General features: G+C 62.8%; 15 protein-coding genes. 5 read left to right on the top strand and 10 right to left on the bottom strand.

Translation table 11 applies throughout. The annotated features are described in order from the left end of the window. Window position 1: 1 nt before the first annotated feature. Complete coding sequence (locus ACXAEH_RS02715) at window positions 2-415, top strand: hypothetical protein (RefSeq protein WP_475030957.1); 414 nt, start codon at window positions 2-4, stop codon at window positions 413-415. A 6-nt stretch (window positions 416-421) separates the two neighbouring features. Here the strand turns inward: ACXAEH_RS02715 and ACXAEH_RS02710 are convergent, their stop codons facing one another. Further along, entirely contained in the window at window positions 422-1216 is a 795-nt protein-coding gene (locus tag ACXAEH_RS02710) for a hypothetical protein (protein WP_475030956.1), read from the bottom strand. Window positions 1217-1435: 219 nt separating this feature from the next. On the opposite strand from ACXAEH_RS02710, the gene ACXAEH_RS02705 reads away from it, so the two are divergent. Beyond that, window positions 1436-2299, top strand: coding sequence for a delta-class carbonic anhydrase (locus tag ACXAEH_RS02705; protein WP_475030955.1), 864 nt, complete (start codon window positions 1436-1438; stop codon window positions 2297-2299). A 117-nt stretch (window positions 2300-2416) separates the two neighbouring features. Here ACXAEH_RS02705 and ACXAEH_RS02700 read toward each other — a convergent pair whose 3' ends face one another. From ACXAEH_RS02700 to ACXAEH_RS02690, 3 genes are all read right to left on the bottom strand, one after another. Further along, window positions 2417-3400: an NAD(P)H-binding protein gene (locus ACXAEH_RS02700; protein ID WP_475030954.1), complete on the bottom strand. Its 984-nt coding sequence runs from the start codon at window positions 3398-3400 to the stop codon at window positions 2417-2419. A 140-nt stretch (window positions 3401-3540) separates the two neighbouring features. Next, the gene (locus ACXAEH_RS02695) at window positions 3541-3984 is read right to left on the bottom strand and encodes a nucleoside deaminase (protein WP_475030953.1); all 444 of its coding nucleotides are present in this window, start codon (window positions 3982-3984) and stop codon (window positions 3541-3543) included. 84 nt (window positions 3985-4068) lie between these two features. After that, window positions 4069-5442, bottom strand: a complete 1374-nt coding sequence (locus ACXAEH_RS02690; RefSeq protein ID WP_475030952.1) for an MATE family efflux transporter — start codon at window positions 5440-5442, stop codon at window positions 4069-4071. A gap of 119 nt (window positions 5443-5561) precedes the next feature. Here ACXAEH_RS02690 and ACXAEH_RS02685 point away from each other — a divergent pair, with 119 nt between their 5' ends. After that, window positions 5562-6212, top strand: coding sequence for a TIGR02453 family protein (locus tag ACXAEH_RS02685; RefSeq protein ID WP_475030951.1), 651 nt, complete (start codon window positions 5562-5564; stop codon window positions 6210-6212). Between the two features lie 321 nt (window positions 6213-6533). Here the strand turns inward: ACXAEH_RS02685 and ACXAEH_RS02680 are convergent, their stop codons facing one another. The 6 genes from ACXAEH_RS02680 to ACXAEH_RS02655 form a co-directional block, all read right to left on the bottom strand. Next, window positions 6534-6938, bottom strand: a complete 405-nt coding sequence (locus ACXAEH_RS02680) for a hypothetical protein (RefSeq protein ID WP_475030950.1) — start codon at window positions 6936-6938, stop codon at window positions 6534-6536. 586 nt (window positions 6939-7524) lie between these two features. Next, on the bottom strand, window positions 7525-8472 hold the full coding sequence (locus ACXAEH_RS02675) for a nickel/cobalt transporter (protein ID WP_475035506.1): 948 nt from the start codon (window positions 8470-8472) through the stop codon (window positions 7525-7527). A 1-nt stretch (window position 8473) separates the two neighbouring features. After that, the gene (locus ACXAEH_RS02670; protein WP_475030949.1) at window positions 8474-9109 is read right to left on the bottom strand and encodes a DUF1007 family protein; all 636 of its coding nucleotides are present in this window, start codon (window positions 9107-9109) and stop codon (window positions 8474-8476) included. A 239-nt stretch (window positions 9110-9348) separates the two neighbouring features. Further along, window positions 9349-9957: a carboxymuconolactone decarboxylase family protein gene (locus tag ACXAEH_RS02665; RefSeq protein ID WP_475030948.1), complete on the bottom strand. Its 609-nt coding sequence runs from the start codon at window positions 9955-9957 to the stop codon at window positions 9349-9351. A 234-nt stretch (window positions 9958-10191) separates the two neighbouring features. Then, window positions 10192-11607, bottom strand: coding sequence for a pyridoxal phosphate-dependent decarboxylase family protein (locus ACXAEH_RS02660; protein ID WP_475030947.1), 1416 nt, complete (start codon window positions 11605-11607; stop codon window positions 10192-10194). 153 nt (window positions 11608-11760) lie between these two features. Beyond that, window positions 11761-12126, bottom strand: a complete 366-nt coding sequence (locus ACXAEH_RS02655) for a hypothetical protein (RefSeq protein WP_475030946.1) — start codon at window positions 12124-12126, stop codon at window positions 11761-11763. 211 nt (window positions 12127-12337) lie between these two features. Between ACXAEH_RS02655 and parE the strand changes: the two genes are divergently transcribed. Beyond that, the gene (gene parE, locus ACXAEH_RS02650) at window positions 12338-14296 is read left to right on the top strand and encodes a DNA topoisomerase IV subunit B (protein WP_475030945.1); all 1959 of its coding nucleotides are present in this window, start codon (window positions 12338-12340) and stop codon (window positions 14294-14296) included. 11 nt (window positions 14297-14307) lie between these two features. Further along, window positions 14308-14982, top strand: coding sequence for a DUF2971 domain-containing protein (locus ACXAEH_RS02645; RefSeq protein ID WP_475030944.1), 675 nt, complete (start codon window positions 14308-14310; stop codon window positions 14980-14982). The last annotated feature ends 98 nt before the right edge of the window (window positions 14983-15080 follow it).

Below are 15080 nucleotides of genomic sequence, written 5' to 3'. Positions count from 1 at the left end.
CATGAGCGCCGAACTGCCGGAATACTACTTCCGCGTCCGTGAGAACGGCGCTTTTGTCTTCCGTGTCGATACCGAAAACCGCCAGAGGCGGATCGAGATGGACCAGATTGCCGTTGTGAACATCCGCAACGGCGAAATCAAACCGCATGGCCAGCGCGCGCTTTCGGATCAGGACATCACAGAGATCAAATCCTGGATGGAGGCCCGCGCCGCCACCCTGGCGGCCCGCGATGTGGACGACATCCACCGCGCCATCGACCACCTGAACCTCACAACCCATTGGGCCAACAGCCGCGCCACCGATGAGCAGCTGGAAGAGGTCACCGACGCGCTCCTTCTGGCAATGCACGACCTGCGCAGCGTGCTGGTGCGCAAGAAGGCCGACCGGCTGATCAAGGCCCGCGAAGGTGAATAGGCGGCTTCAGCCGCAGAAGCGCGACCGCACCCTGTAAGAGCGGAAGCTCTGCCGCGGCAGGGGTTCAACCCTGTCTTGCGTTTGCAATGCCTGATACGGAACGGGCGGCTCCGGAACCGGCCGCCGGCGCAGCCCGCTGTCCTCCCCCGCCCGCGCAAGGTCCCGGCGCCTCTGCCGCTCTGCCTCCCGCCGTCTGAAACGCAGCTGTGCATTTTCTTGCGCCTCCAGGCCCAGTTCAAACAAGCGGCGGCCGGGCTGCGGATCCAGCAGCGCCGGGCCAGGCACCTCCAGGCGGGCGGTCTGGCAGATAAACTGCGCTTCCAATCCGGCCAGCCAGCTGCGGTCCGGGCGCGGCTTGCGCAGGGTCACGATATGGCCCGCCTTGCCCCCCAGCCCGCGGACCGCAAATTCCAACGGCTCCGGCATCTGGAAATGCTGCGTTCCGGGACCGAACAGCGCCTCTTCCCCCTGCCACTGCGTTCCGCTGGCAAAGCGCAGCACGAAACGGCCCGGCGGCACCAGCACCTTGAAGAAGCTCCCGCCCTCGATATAGGCGGCCAGCGCATCCTCCCCGCCCGCTTCCGCCTTGAGCACCAGGAAATAATCTGCGCCCGGCGGGCTTTTAACCTGCAGCGGAAAGACGGCAGGCAGCCCGGTGCGGTTCCACATCAGCCCCGCCGGCGGCCCGGCGGCGCCGGTTTCCGCCTGCAAGCCCCCGGTCAGCAAACAGGCCGCAACTGCGGACAGCATCAGCTGCCGCAACACAGCGGAAAACCGGAATTCGGGCAATGTGTCTGGCATGGCCGGTGCCTCCCTTCCGCCTATATGGGGGCTGCGGCGCGTTTACATAAGCCGGCTCCGGGTAACCTTCGGTTAAAACAACTATAAGCTGATTAATGACTCATTAATACAATCGAATTACCACTTCGATTGTACTGCCATCCGGCAGCCCGGCAGCCGCTTCGACGGCACGCGCCGCAGCACGTCTCACTTTGATTACCAGTTACAACAGGATGCCCCATGCAACACCTCTTTCTGACCTATGCCGCGACCGCCCTTGCAGCCCTGCTCACCGGCACCGCCGCCCATGCGGTTGACGCAGGCCACGTCGGCGATGACGTCATCGCAGCGCAGCGCGCCGCCCTTGCCGCCAGCACCAATGGCGCAGGGTTCGGGCCGCAATCGCCGCGCGACATTAACGCCGCCGCAGGCACAAACGGCCGCAGCTTCGAGGCCGCCCCCGCCTATACCGCAATGAACCTGTGCAACATCCACTTCCACGAAAACGCCGAGCACCGCGGCGGCGAATTCACCACCTACGCCGGCAATGGCGACGGCAAGGGTTATGGCACCGGCTACAAATACGACGGCACCTTGACCGCGGCAGAGCTGGCCCCGTTGGAGCATCCCATCGCCGACAAGGGCCATGGCGGCCTGCAGCCCGGCGACACGATCGAGGTCCACTACGTCCACTCCACCGCCCAGGTGCAGCCCGGCCCGACCCTGGGCGCCTGCCTCAGCGAGGCGATCATGAACCCGCAACTGCGGGTCGAGGCGCAGGTCTTTGTGCTGGTCAACGATGACACCGCGCTGGATTTCGGCGAACTGGCGCAGCTCGGCATGGCAGGCGGGCTGCATCAGGCCGCCAATATTCCCAGCGACACCGGCACCCCGGTGCAATATGCCGGCTCCACCACCGGCCCCAGCTATAACGAGGCCGGATCCCCCCTGCAGGTCAGCTGGAGCGTCCGCCCGCAGGTGGCCAAGGTGAACATCCACTCGGTCGGCAAATGGCTGGAGAACAACGTCTTTGACGAGGACCACGCCCACGGCGTGCGCAACCTGGTGAGCAATCCAAGTCTGCTGTCGCAAATCGGCAATTGACCCGAACGGCCGTGCCGGTGCTGCAGCGCCGGCCGCCTGTCCTGCGGCTGTCCCCCCTCGCAGGCCAGGCAAAGGGCTTCACGCTGCCCGCGTGAAGCCCTTGCTTGCTGCAAACGGTCAGGAAGCCTTGGCGCCTGCTGCGTCCTTCATGGCGTCGACACCCTTCTTCCACAGGTTGCCCTGCCACAGCTCTTCCAGCCCGGTTTCCCCGCTGGCCCCCTTGGTGGTCAGATAGTCATAGTAGGAGGTCGGCTTGTGCCCGGTGATGTTGTAAAAATCCGGGCTGCAGCGGGTGTAGAAACCGTTGGTCAGATATTCGAAGAATTCGGCGCGGGTGGCACCAAAATCCGCCTCGAACTGCTCCATCGACTGCGCCCGGTATTCGATCTCCTTGCCCATGGCACGACCGAGGTCGGCAGCGATCTCCGCCATCGACTGCGGCGCCGGGCCGGTGATGTCATAAAACTTGTTGCCGTGCCGCTCCGGCCCTTCCGCCAGCACCACGGCCGCCGCCTCGGCAATGTCGCGGGTGGCCACGAAGGAATTGCGCATGTCCCCCAAGGGGTTTGAGAACCAGCCTTCGGCCTCAATGGTTTCGCAGTCGGTCTTCAGCAGGTGGTTCATGAAAAAGTTGTTGCGCAGCGCGGTCACGTTCAGGCCTGCATCAATCAGCGCCTTCTCGCCCCACCAGTAGTGCTGCAGCATCAGCGGAATGCCTGCGCCTGCGCGCGAGGCATGGGTGTCCGCATCATAATCAGCGGTATTGGTGTCCGCTCCCATGCAGCTCACGCGCACCACATGTTTGATCTGGTCTTTGCGCGCGCCCAGCTCTTTGCAGAAGTTCAGGTGCCCTTCCAGCATCGGGTCCAGCGAGGCGGAGTAGACCGCCGAAACACCCTCCAGCGCCGCCTCCCAGGTGGCCGGCTCCGACAGGTCGAACTTCACCGCCTCATCGGCGCCCAGTGACGTCAGCATCTCCACCTTGGACTCGCTGAAGTAACAGGCCCGCACGGTGAATTCACCGGCCTCTGCCAGGCGTGCGACCAGTTCGCGGCCAATGCGGCCGGTGGCCGAGGTGATCAGAACAACGGGTTTGGACATAGGAAAGCCTCCGGCTGCCGCGCGCTACCCCAAAGCAGCCCGCGCATGATTTGCAAATCTGCGCGGACCCTACAGCGGCCCCCCTCTGCTGTACCCCCGAAACCCGACGCAAAATGCCACGGTTTCGCCAGCACAAGCTGTCACTCTGCGATGTCTTCCGCCCACAGCTCCGGCTTTTCACGGATGAACCGCTGCATCAGCGCGATGCAGTCCGGATCATCGGCAATCACCACTTCAACACCGCGCGACCGCAAAAACTCTTCGTTGCCGCCAAAGTTCTGCGTGTCGCCAATCACCACCCGGGGAATGCCGAACTGCACGATGGTGCCGCTGCACATCATGCAGGGCGACAGCGAGGTATAAAGCACGGTGTCCCGGTATGTCTTCTGCCGCCCGGCTTTGCGCAGCGCGTCCATCTCGCCATGGGCAATCGGATCGCCCTTCTGCACCCGCTGATTGCGCCCCTGCGCCACCACCTGGCCGTCCCGCGCCAGAACTGAGCCGATCGGGCAGCCGCCCTCGTCAAACCCCGCCCTGGCTTCCTCATAGGCAATCCGCAGCAGGCGCCTGTCGTCGTCGGTCATCATCGGGAACGGCCTCTTTGCTGAATGAATACAAACTCTTCAGAAACTTTGCCCGGGGCTGCGCAAGCGGTCAAGCCGCGCGCATCACGCGGCCTGCCCCACCAGCTTGATCGACTGCCGCCAGAACCGCAGCATCAGGAACAGCCCGGCAACCGACAGACCGGCCACCAGCCCCGCCCAGACGCCAACCCCGTCCCAGCCCAGCACGAACCCCATCACATAAGAAGCCGGAATGCCCACGGCCCAATAGCTCAGCACCGCGATCACCATCGGCACGCCGGTGTCCTGCACCCCGCGCAGCAGACCCAGCGCAATCGCCTGCATCCCGTCCATCATCTGAAACAGCGCCGCCGCCGCCAACAGGCCTGCACCGATCAGCAGGATCTCTGCCTTGCGCGGATCCTCCGGGTCCAGGAACAGCGACATCAGCGGGTCGGGAATGGTCAGGAACAACGTGACCCCCACCACCGAAACCGCCAGCGACATCGCCGTCACCACCTTGCCGCCGCGCGCCATATGCGCCCGGTCCTGACGGCCAAAAGCATTGCCCACCCGGACGGTGGCCGCATTGGACAGGCCCAGATGCACCATGAACGTCAGCCCCGCCAAGGAGATCGCAATGCCGTGGGCGGCCAGCGGCACCGTGCCCAGCCAGCCCATCATCATCGCCGAGGCGGCAAACAGGCTGGTCTCGGCCAGCGTCGTGAGGCCAATCGGCGTCCCCATGCGGAACACCTTGCCCAGCATCTCCCAGTCGGGGCGCTGGAAGTTCTTCAGCAGCTCATGCTCCGGCAGCACCTTCAGCGCATAGGCCAGCACCAGCGCGAACGACACGCCATTGGTCACCAAAGAGGCCACCGCCGCCCCGGTGATCCCCAGCTCCGGCGCCCCCCAGTTGCCGAAGATCAGCGCATAGTTCACTAGCGCATTCAGCACCGCCGCCAGCACCGACATCCACAGCACCACCTGGGTATGCTCCAGCGCCGCCAGATAGGATTTTGCCACCATGTACAAAAGCGCCGGGAAAATCGCCCAGCCGGCAATCTTGAGGTACTCCGCCGCATCATGCGCAACCCCTGCCTCCTGCCCCAGCATGAGCAGGATCGGCTCCGACCACCACAGCAGCGGCACCGCCAGCGCGCCATATACCAGCGACAGCCACAGCCCCATGCGGGTTGAACGGCGGATCTGCCGCTCCTCCCCGGCCCCGGCAGCGGCCGCCACCATCGGCATCACTGCAAAGGCAAAACCCGACCCCAAGAGGAAGATCGAGAAGAAATAGGTTGAGCCCAGCGTCACCGCCGCCAGCTCCGCCACCCCGTACCAGCCCAGCATGACGGTATCAGTGAGGCCGATGGCAAACTGTGCCACATGGCCGCCGATCAGCGGCAGGCCCAGCACGGCAATCGCACGGGCATGGCCGCCAACGGACATCCCGGAAACTTTGGTCGCTAACATACTCATACTGCCAGCCATATGACGGCCCGCAGCCCCCCGCAAGGGCAGAGTTCCCTTGCCAGTGCACAGGTCAGTGGTAGTAATCTGCACAAGGTCCACACCTCGCAGGAGCCCCCTTGATGACCGACGCTTTCGCCCAGCTGATCCCCGATGCCCGCCGCTTTCTGGCCGGGCTTCAGCAGAACAACAGCCGGGAGTGGTTCAAAGATCACAAGGAACAGTATGAGACACAGCTCAAATCCCCGTCGCTGCTGCTTCTGGACGAGGTCGCGCAGGCAATCTCCAAGCGCAGCGGCGCCAAGGTCGCAACCAAGCTGTTCCGCCCCCAGCGCGATGTGCGGTTTTCCAAGGACAAGCCCCCCTACAACACCCATCTGCACATGATGTGGACCGTGAACGGCGCCGGCTGCGCTCTGTTCTTCGGCATCGCCCCCGGTTACTGCACCGCCGGCGGCGGCATCATGGGCTTCAGCAAGGAGCAGCTCCCCCGCTGGCGCGAAGCCCTGGACGGCGAATGGGGCGACGAGGCCTCAGCGCTCCTCGGCGTGCTGGCGCTTGGCGGCTTTCCCGCCAAGGAGCCCGAGCTGAAGCGTGTGCCCTCCCCCTATGGCAAAGCGCATCCCCACGGCCCCCAGCTGCGCCGCAAGTCGCTGACCCTCTGGCACGAGATGACCAAGCAAGAGCAAGCCGCCCCGATGGCCGCGCTGATGTCGGCGCATCTGACCCTGTCGCCGCTGTTTGCGATGCTGGAGGGGGCTTTGTCGGAGTGAGGCTTCATGGATGGCTGCATCTATTTCAGCTTCAAGCCGCACCAAGCAAGAAACCGTTTCCACAACCAGAAAACTGGAACAAGGAAAACCAGCCCCAGATACCCTTCTTTGTAAGAGTTTCCAGGGACCACGGCAGAGGCAAGTGCAGTTCCTCCAATAGCGACCGCAATTGTTAAAACCAACAAGACGAAGACACCAAAAACGATAAATAGCGGCTTCGAGTTCAACTAAGCCTACTCCATAGGTGGATGCATTGGGCAAGGCCTAATTTCCTCGCCCCCGCTTCCCCACTGCGCGGCACGCCGATGAGATGCCCGCATATCAATCCACAAACGGGGTGGAACCGTCCCAACCCGCACTGTTCCCCGCTGGCGTCGCTACCGGTACCGTCGATACTGACGGCGCAGTCACAACGGTGTTCTGCCCTGTTTCCGCAAGTGCCAAGCCGCCTCCCCCTGAAGCACAAGTGCCGGAAAAAATCTTGTATTGCGGTGCAGACGGCAACACGGAGACGTTGAATTCCCCAACAGAACCATTGCCGCATACATGGCTAGAGGCGTGTGCCCTGATCTCCTGTGCCGTCCAGTCGGCACCAGCACTGCCGCTGAACCGGCCATTCCCGTCATTGTCGAATTGCAGCTCATTGCTGGCAGGCGCGCCGCCGCACGCCGCGAGCAACGCAAAACAGGCAAGAGACAGTACGGGGTTAATATTTTTTTTGATCATGAATTACTCTCTTCTATGCTTGATCCAGCCAACTAGTAAGCTGCTGCCCCGTCAGGCCTGTCCCGGCATCTCCAAGCCCCCCAAAGGCTCCCGGCTGCTCTACTTCCTCAACACCTTCGCCACTTCCTGCACTGAGGCCAAAACAAAGAGCGTTACAAACCCCCAGTTGGATGCTGAAAAGTCTCCACTTTCGTAAGGGAAAACAAAAAGTGTTATCCCGGCAAAGACGAACAGGTAAATCCATACCTTGAAAGGGATCTTCTTAATAATCCTCAGCACGTTTCTCACCAAACCTGGGATGGGTACACTCCTTACTTAGGCGTTGACTTCTTCGCACGTGGAAGTTGCCGGCCAGCCCTCCAGATTGTCAACCCTATTGCCAGAAGAATGCCAACAGCCATCCAGTTGGCTGCTGGCTCCAAAAGACGCGCCTCATTTTCCCCAAGAGGCGGGACCGGAAGTCGCTTGGAAATGTCAATGCCGGGTTCATCGGATGGACAGCCAAACCCATACCGCGCCCAAGACAAACGGCAAGGCGATCAGTTTCAAAAGGGCGCCGCTCGCCTGCGGCAAAGGCTCGACCCCCTCACAAAGCCCGCAGCATGATCTGGCTGGCCAGCACTGCCACAACGGCCCCGGCCAGGATCTCCAACAGTGCCGCCGCCCGCAGCGCGCCGGTGCCTTCCATCTGCGCCAGCGCCCCCTTGCGCATGGTGACGGCTGCAACGGCCACAGCCACGGTCACCGTCGCCGTGCCCAGCCCCATGGCAAAAGCCCCGGCGATCCCCGCCCACAGCACGCCCATGCGCCAGGTCAGCAGCAGCAGGAACACCGCCCCGGTGCAGGGCCGCAGCGCCACCGCGCCGGCAATCGCCAGCGCATCGCGCAGCGAATGGACACTTGCAGCCTCTTCCATCGTCGGCCCGTGCCGGTGCCCGCAGGAAGCGCAGACCCCGTCCCCATGGTCATGCCCGTGGTGATGATGGTCATGGGAGTGGCCAAGGTGCTGATGCCCGGCGTGCGCCGCCGCCGGAACCGCACGGCTTGCCAGCAGCCGCCGCACGCCGCGAACCAGCAGCCACACGCCAACCAGCGCAATCAGCCCGTAAGACAGCGGCGCCAGCACATCCTCGGCGGCGCTGGTCAGCTGCTCGCGCCCCCAGTCCAGCAGCATGAGCCCGCCCGCCACCAGCACCACTGCCGTGGCCGCCTGCGCCAGCGAAGACGCCAGCGCCAGCCCCGCCAGCCGCATCAAGGGCACAGGCTTGCCCAGGCCATAGCCGCCGATCACCAGCTTGCCATGGCCCGGCCCGGCCGCGTGAAAGAACCCATAGGCAAAACACAAGGACAACAGCGCCGCCAGCGCCCCAGGCTCACCCGTCCGCAAGGCCCTGAGGCCTCGTGCCATCGCATTCTGCGCCTCGCGCTGGCCGTCTGCGGCCCAGGCAGAGACCGCCCCAGCACCGCCAAAGCCCCAAAGCCAGACCGCCAAAGCCACCACGGCCAGCGCCGCTATTGTTAATAAAACCTTCACCTTACGCACCGCAGCTCAAGCGCAGAGTATCGGCAAAAGCTTCTCCGACTTTCGGATAGCTCTCCTCAGCCTGCTCCGCAGGCATCGCATAGAGCAGCTCCTCCACCAGGGTATAGGCCTGATCCAGGTCAGGCGGCGTGATACTGCCTTGGCAGCCGCCGCTGACTTCCAGCCCCCGGTTCACCGTATAGGCGGTGTAATAGGCCGGATCATAAGCCTTGATCACCATCCCGTCCGCCGCCTGCGGCCGCAACAGCGCCCGCCGGTGCCGGGTGGTGATCCGCCCGTCCGAAACCTCGGTCGACAAATGCTCCGGCGCGCCCAGCGCCAGCGCTTCACCGCCCAGCGTCAGATAGGTATCGCCCTCGAACCCCTCAACCCAGGCCATGTCAAAGCCCTGCAGCTGCGCCAGCTCCTCCGCCGTCAGCGCGCCGTCATAATCGCTGTCCAGCGCCCGGTCCTCGAAGATCAGCAGCGAATAGAACTCGTCATAGGCCCAGGTGATCTCCACCGCCTGCAACTCGCCCGCGTCCGAGACAACCGCCTTCACCGCTGTATCGACAAAGATATGCGGATGCGCCCCAGCCGCCGCCGGGACCAGCAGAGAAACCGCAAGCAAAAGACCAAAACGCTTCATGCCCAAAGGTCTACGCCCTGCACCGCGCGCCCGCAACAGCTAGCTGGCGGTGCAAGCAGGTTTCAGCACGCACAGGCCCGGGATGCAGCGCCTTGCCCTAGGATTTGACGGGACCGATGGATCACATGATACACCCGCCCGGCAACCCGCGGACCAGGTGCGCAGCCAACGGGCCGCCTGCTTCTTTCTGGTTGAAAATACTCCGGGGTGAGGCCCGCCAGGGCCGAGGGGCAGCGCCCCTATTTATGCCCCCAATCGTCCGGGTTCTCCGAATTGTTCGGGCTCAGCCCCAGCACATCGCCGCGGGTAGAGCATCCCAGCCCCAGAACCGTCCGGTTGGCATAGGAAAAATAGGCCGTCACCTGATTGATCTCCAGAATCTCGCCGTCCTCGAAACCAGCCTCCCGCAGCGCCGCCACATCCGCTTCGCTCACGCTGGCAGCTGCCTCGGTCAGCTTGCGGGCATAGCCCATCGCCAGGATTTGCGCAGGCTCAAGCGGCGCGCTTTCCGGCTTGCGCGCTTCGATCGCCGCCCGGATTGCCAGCCCGCGCGCCTTATCCCCCAACAGCCGCTGCAGCCCTGCAAAATGATGCTCGACGCAATAGGCGCAGTCGTTCAACGACGAGACCCACACGCCCAGCACTTCAAGAAACCATTTCGGCACCTTGTTGCCCGTGTGGTGCAGCACATTCTTGTAGATCGCCATATGGCCTTCCATCGAATGCGGCCGCAAGGAGTGCACCATCATGATGTTGTCGACGTTGTTTCCCGGCCCCGTCACCCGCTCATAAAGCTTCTTCAGCTTGCCGGTTGCCTCTTCAAACGGAACGGTCCTGATCCAGGCCATGTCTCTCTCCCTGATTGCTTGGCTGGGAGACTAACGCCTGCGCATTGCAAGGAAAGAAGAAACCGAACGTCACAATCCGTATGCCAGGCGGCACCGCCGCCCCGCGCCTGCCTGCCCCCCCCGGCAGGCGCGTTCAACGGTTCCGCTTGGGGAAACGTTGCTTCCCTATCCCGCCGGATGCCAAGCATCCCGGTTCCGCACTGCGCCCGCCCAGGCAGGCGCGGGGCTCAGCACTTAACCCGCAGCCTCCCGCGCTACCGCGGCAATGGCCGCCCGCACATCCGCCTCGCGGCTGCGATGGTTGGTGACCGCGGCCCGCAGCATCACCCGGCCCTGCGACCGCGTGGTCGAGAACACCGCCTCGCCGCTTTCCTGCAGGGTCTGGGCAATCCGCGCATTCACCTCCGACTGCGCCGCAGACGCCAGATCGCTGCGCGCGGTAAACACGCAGACGTTCGACACCACCGGCGCCCCCAGTTCCATCAAGGGCTGCGCCCCGACCTCGGCCGCCATAAACGCTGCCAGCGCGCAATTGCCGGTGATCGCCTCAGAAAACGCCGCCTCGCCATAGGTCTCCAGCGCGGTCCAGATCTTCAAAGCACGGTTGCCGCGGCTCAGATCAATACCGTAATCGCAGAACCACGGCTCACCGCCCGCCAGCCCGCGCTCGGCGCCCTCCAGGTACGAGGGCCGCGCCGCAAAGGCCGCCCGGTGCTCATCCTCATTGCGCAGCAAGGCCATGCCGCAGTCATAGCCCACATACATCCACTTGTGGAAATCCAGCGCAATGCTGTCGGCCCGCCCGATCCCGTCGCTGAGCGACCGGTAAGGCTCCGCCGCAATCCGCGTCCAGGCGCCAAAGGCCCCGTCCACATGCAGCCACAGCCCCAGTTCCGCCGCCGCATCCGCCAGCGCGTTCAGATCATCGTACAGCCCCAGGTCCACCGACCCGGCAGTGCCCACCACCAGGAACGGCAGCGCGCCTGCGGCCTTGTCCTCTGCCACCATGCGCGCCAGCGCACCGCAATCCATCTGCCCGCCCGCCAAAGGCACCTTGCGCAGATTGTCCGAGCCGATGCCCAGCAGCTCCACCGCCTTCAGCGTCGCATTATGCACCCCCTCGCCGGCATAGGCAGTCAGCCGCACAGCGCCCTGCCCCTCTTTGCGCAACGCCTTCAAAACCCGCAGCCGCGCCGCCTGAAAGGCAATCACCGTGGCCTGCGAGGTGCCGGTGACCAGCAGCCCGCTGGCCCCCTCCGGCATCCCCATCTTGCGGCGCGTCCAGTCCACCACCGCGCGCTCCATGTAATTGGCACCGTGATCGCGCCCGCCCATATTGGCGTTGACCGCCGCCGCCGCCAGTGAGCTGATCAGGTCCGAGGCCAGCCCCGATCCCTGCACCCAGCCCCAGAAGCGCGGATGGGTGTTGCCGCCATGGTAGGGCAGCACGTCACGGATAATCCGGTCCACGGTCTCCTGCGGCCCCCGCGCCTCCGCCGTCACCGCATAGCGCGCATCAATATCCTCCGGCACCGGCTGCCAGGGGCGCTCCGCCGCCAGCTGCATCTGATCCAAGGCCGCATCCAGCATCCGCTGCGCCTCAGCCCGGAACGCCGCCCAATCCTGCGTCCTGATCCCTTTTTCAGCCACCTCCGCGCCCTCCTCCTGCCGTTCGCTGGCCGCAGGTTTAGACTGCAGCAGGCCAACCTGCACGGAGAATATCGACGCAGGTGGAGAACCGAATTCTACATTCGCCTTTCTCCAATCGAGAGCGGCCACCCCAGCTGCGGCACAGCGGCAGGATCAAAACGCTTTGCCCGCCTTCAGTTCCGAGAACATCCGCTTGACCTTCTTGTCGCCAAAGACCTGATAGAAACTCTCAGCGTCGATTTTCTCAAAGCGGATGCATTCCTCCTCACCCCACATCTTCACGAAATAACAGACCCGCCCCCGCGACTTGACCTTCCAGGCCGTGGTTTCCGTCTTGCCATCCCACAAGACATCCAGGGTTCCATTTGGCGCGAAATACATTGCCCCCTTGCTCACTGGATACGTGTTTCCCGTCAGCAACTGCCTCACTTCCTTCTTGGAAAAGGACGGTCCTGCTGCAGCCGGAGTTGCCATCGCGATAACAACGAAGAAAACGGAAATTGCCCTTGCAAGCTGCATGGCTCCCTCCATTGGTTACTAGTTAAAGATGATTGGCTAATGCAGACGCACCTTACCACAGTTGCAGTTTTCATTCAAAGTTTAACCGTTCCGGTTGACGGGCTTCCCTTTCCGCCAGCTTATCCACAGCCCCTAGTGTCCCTCTTCCACCCGGCCCCAACACCTGCCATAATGGCTGCCAATCAACACCAAGGAAGAGCAGCTCCCGCACATGGCCGACGACCTCCTCAGCACGCCTGCAGCCGAAACTTACGACGCCTCCTCGATCGAGGTTCTGGAAGGGCTTGAGCCGGTCCGCCAGCGCCCCGGCATGTATATCGGCGGCACCGATGAGCGCGCGCTGCACCACATGGTGGCCGAGATCCTCGACAACTCGATGGACGAGGCGGTGGCCGGACACGCCAACCGGATCGAGGTGACGCTGCATTCCGACTACGCCGTCACCATCTCCGACAACGGCCGCGGCATCCCGATCGACCCGCACCCCAAGTTCCCGGACAAATCCGCGCTGGAGGTGATCCTCTGCACCCTGCATGCCGGCGGCAAGTTCTCCGGCAAGGCCTACCAGACTTCCGGCGGCCTGCATGGCGTCGGCTCCTCGGTGGTGAACGCGCTCAGCGATTCCATGGTCGTGCAAGTGGCCAAGAACAAGGAACTGTTCGAACAGCGCTTTTCCCGCGGCCTGCCTTTGGGAGGGGTCGAGAAAATCGGCGCCGCCCCCAACAAGCGCGGCACCTTCGTGACCTTTCATGCCGACGAGGAAATCTTCGGCCACCACCGCTTCAAGCCCAAGCGCCTCTTCACCCTGGTGCGCTCCAAGGCCTACCTGTTCTCCGGCGTCGAAATCCGCTGGAAATCCGAGATTGACGACGGCGAAACCCCGACCGAGGCCACCTTCCACTTTCCCGGCGGCCTCAAGGACTACCTGACCGAAGTCCTTGGCAAATCCTCCGTCTACGCAGACGTGCCCTTCGCCGGCAAGGTCGAGTTCCGCGAGAAATTCGGCGAGCCGGGCTATGTCGAATGGGCGATCAACTGGACGCCATCGCGCGACGGTTTCACCCAGTCCTACTGTAACACCGTCCCGACGCCGGAGGGCGGCACCCATGTCACCGGCTTCTGGTCCGCAATCCTCAAGGGCATCAAGGCCTACGGCGAGCTGGTCGGCAACAAGAAGGCCGCCCAGATCACCCGCGACGACCTGATGGCCGGCGGCTGCGCTCTGGTCTCCTGTTTCATCGCCGACCCGGCCTTTGTCGGCCAGACCAAGGACCGCCTGTCGACCGAGGCCGCCTCCAAGATGGTCGAAAACTCCGTCCGCGACCATTTCGACAACTGGCTCGCCGCCGACACCAAATCCGCCGGCGCCATCCTCGACTTTCTCATTCTGCGCGCCGAAGAACGTCTGCGCCGCAAGCAGGAGAAAGAGACCCAGCGCAAGTCCGCCACCAAGAAACTGCGCCTGCCCGGAAAACTCACCGACTGCACCTCCAAGGACCGCTCCGGCACCGAGTTGTTCATCGTCGAGGGCAACTCCGCGGGCGGCTCCGGCAAGGGTGCGCGCAACCGCACCAACCAGGCGCTGCTGCCGCTCAAAGGTAAAATCCTCAACGTCCTCGGCGCGGCCTCCAACAAGCTCGGCTCAAACGCCGAGATCAACGACCTCTGCGAGGCGCTTGGCGTCGGCCTTGGCACCAAGTTCAACCTTGACGATCTGCGCTATGACAAGATCATCATCATGACCGACGCGGACGTCGACGGCGCCCATATCGCCTCGCTGCTGATGACCTTCTTCTTCACCCAGATGCGCCCGCTGATCGACGGCGGCCACCTCTACCTCGCCTGCCCGCCGCTGTTCCGCCTGACCCAAGGGGCGAAACGCGTCTACTGCCTGGACGAGGCCGAGCGCGACACTTGGCTGGAAAAAGGCCTCGGCGGCAAGGGCAAGATCGACGTCTCCCGCTTCAAAGGTCTTGGCGAAATGGACGCCAAGGACCTGAAAGAGACCACCATGGACCCCGCCACCCGCAAGCTGATCCGCGTCACCATCGACGAGGACGAGCCCGGCGAGACCGGCGACCTGGTCGAGCGCCTGATGGGCAAAAAACCCGAGCTCCGCTTCCAGTATATCCAGGAGAACGCGAAGTTCGTGGAGGAGCTGGATGTTTGAGGGATACTTGATTGAAGTTATTTAAGTTTATTGGCGTTCGTTACGCTCTTGAAACCCTTGCCTTCCGTAGACTCAAGGTTTCGAAACCGCTTGAGACGAATGATCCGTTTGAAATGTGTCCGTTTCATTTCACATCAGACCAAAGCCGTGAACACTTTCGTAGAGTGATGAAATCTCACACTAGAAATCGCGGCTTCGTTTCATTTAGTGCCAACTGCGAGAGCCCATCAATGTGGGCAAATTACTCCGACAATCATCAAGGCATTTGTCTCGGCTTTGAAGCCAGCGAAAAATCGTTCTTCACTTCAAAGCCGCAAAACTTCCTCACAAAGATCGACTATGTAGAGGAGTTTAGAGCATTCAACTCAGCCGCCCTGTCTGGTGACAACACTAAGCTAATCAATGATGAAATTGATTACGCAATGCGCACCAAGTCAAACCACTGGGCATACGAAGAAGAGTATCGAGCGTTTACTGGCGACACCGAAAGCGATACCAGTTCAATAATCACTTTCCTTCCATTCGGAAGCAACATGGTTCTAAAGGAAATTATCTTGGGGCACCAATCTCGAATTGCACCCAGCGATATTCATATTCTAACCGAATCCCTCGAAGTACAGCTCTTTAAAGCAACGCCTTCCAAACTAAAGTTCGCAATGGAAAGAATCCCGCTGGAAAGAAGCTGATTGGGTAGCCGCCGCAACACAAGGCCCGTGCCTGACCTTGGGAGGGCGCGAATGCGCCTTCCCGGGGGAAGGTCAGGCGCGGGCCGTGCCGCTGCGCG

The organism is Leisingera sp. ABM4_060 (assembly GCF_056158765.1).
The sequence above is the reverse complement of the archived record's forward strand: the minus strand, read 5'-3'. Positions and strand labels throughout refer to the sequence as shown.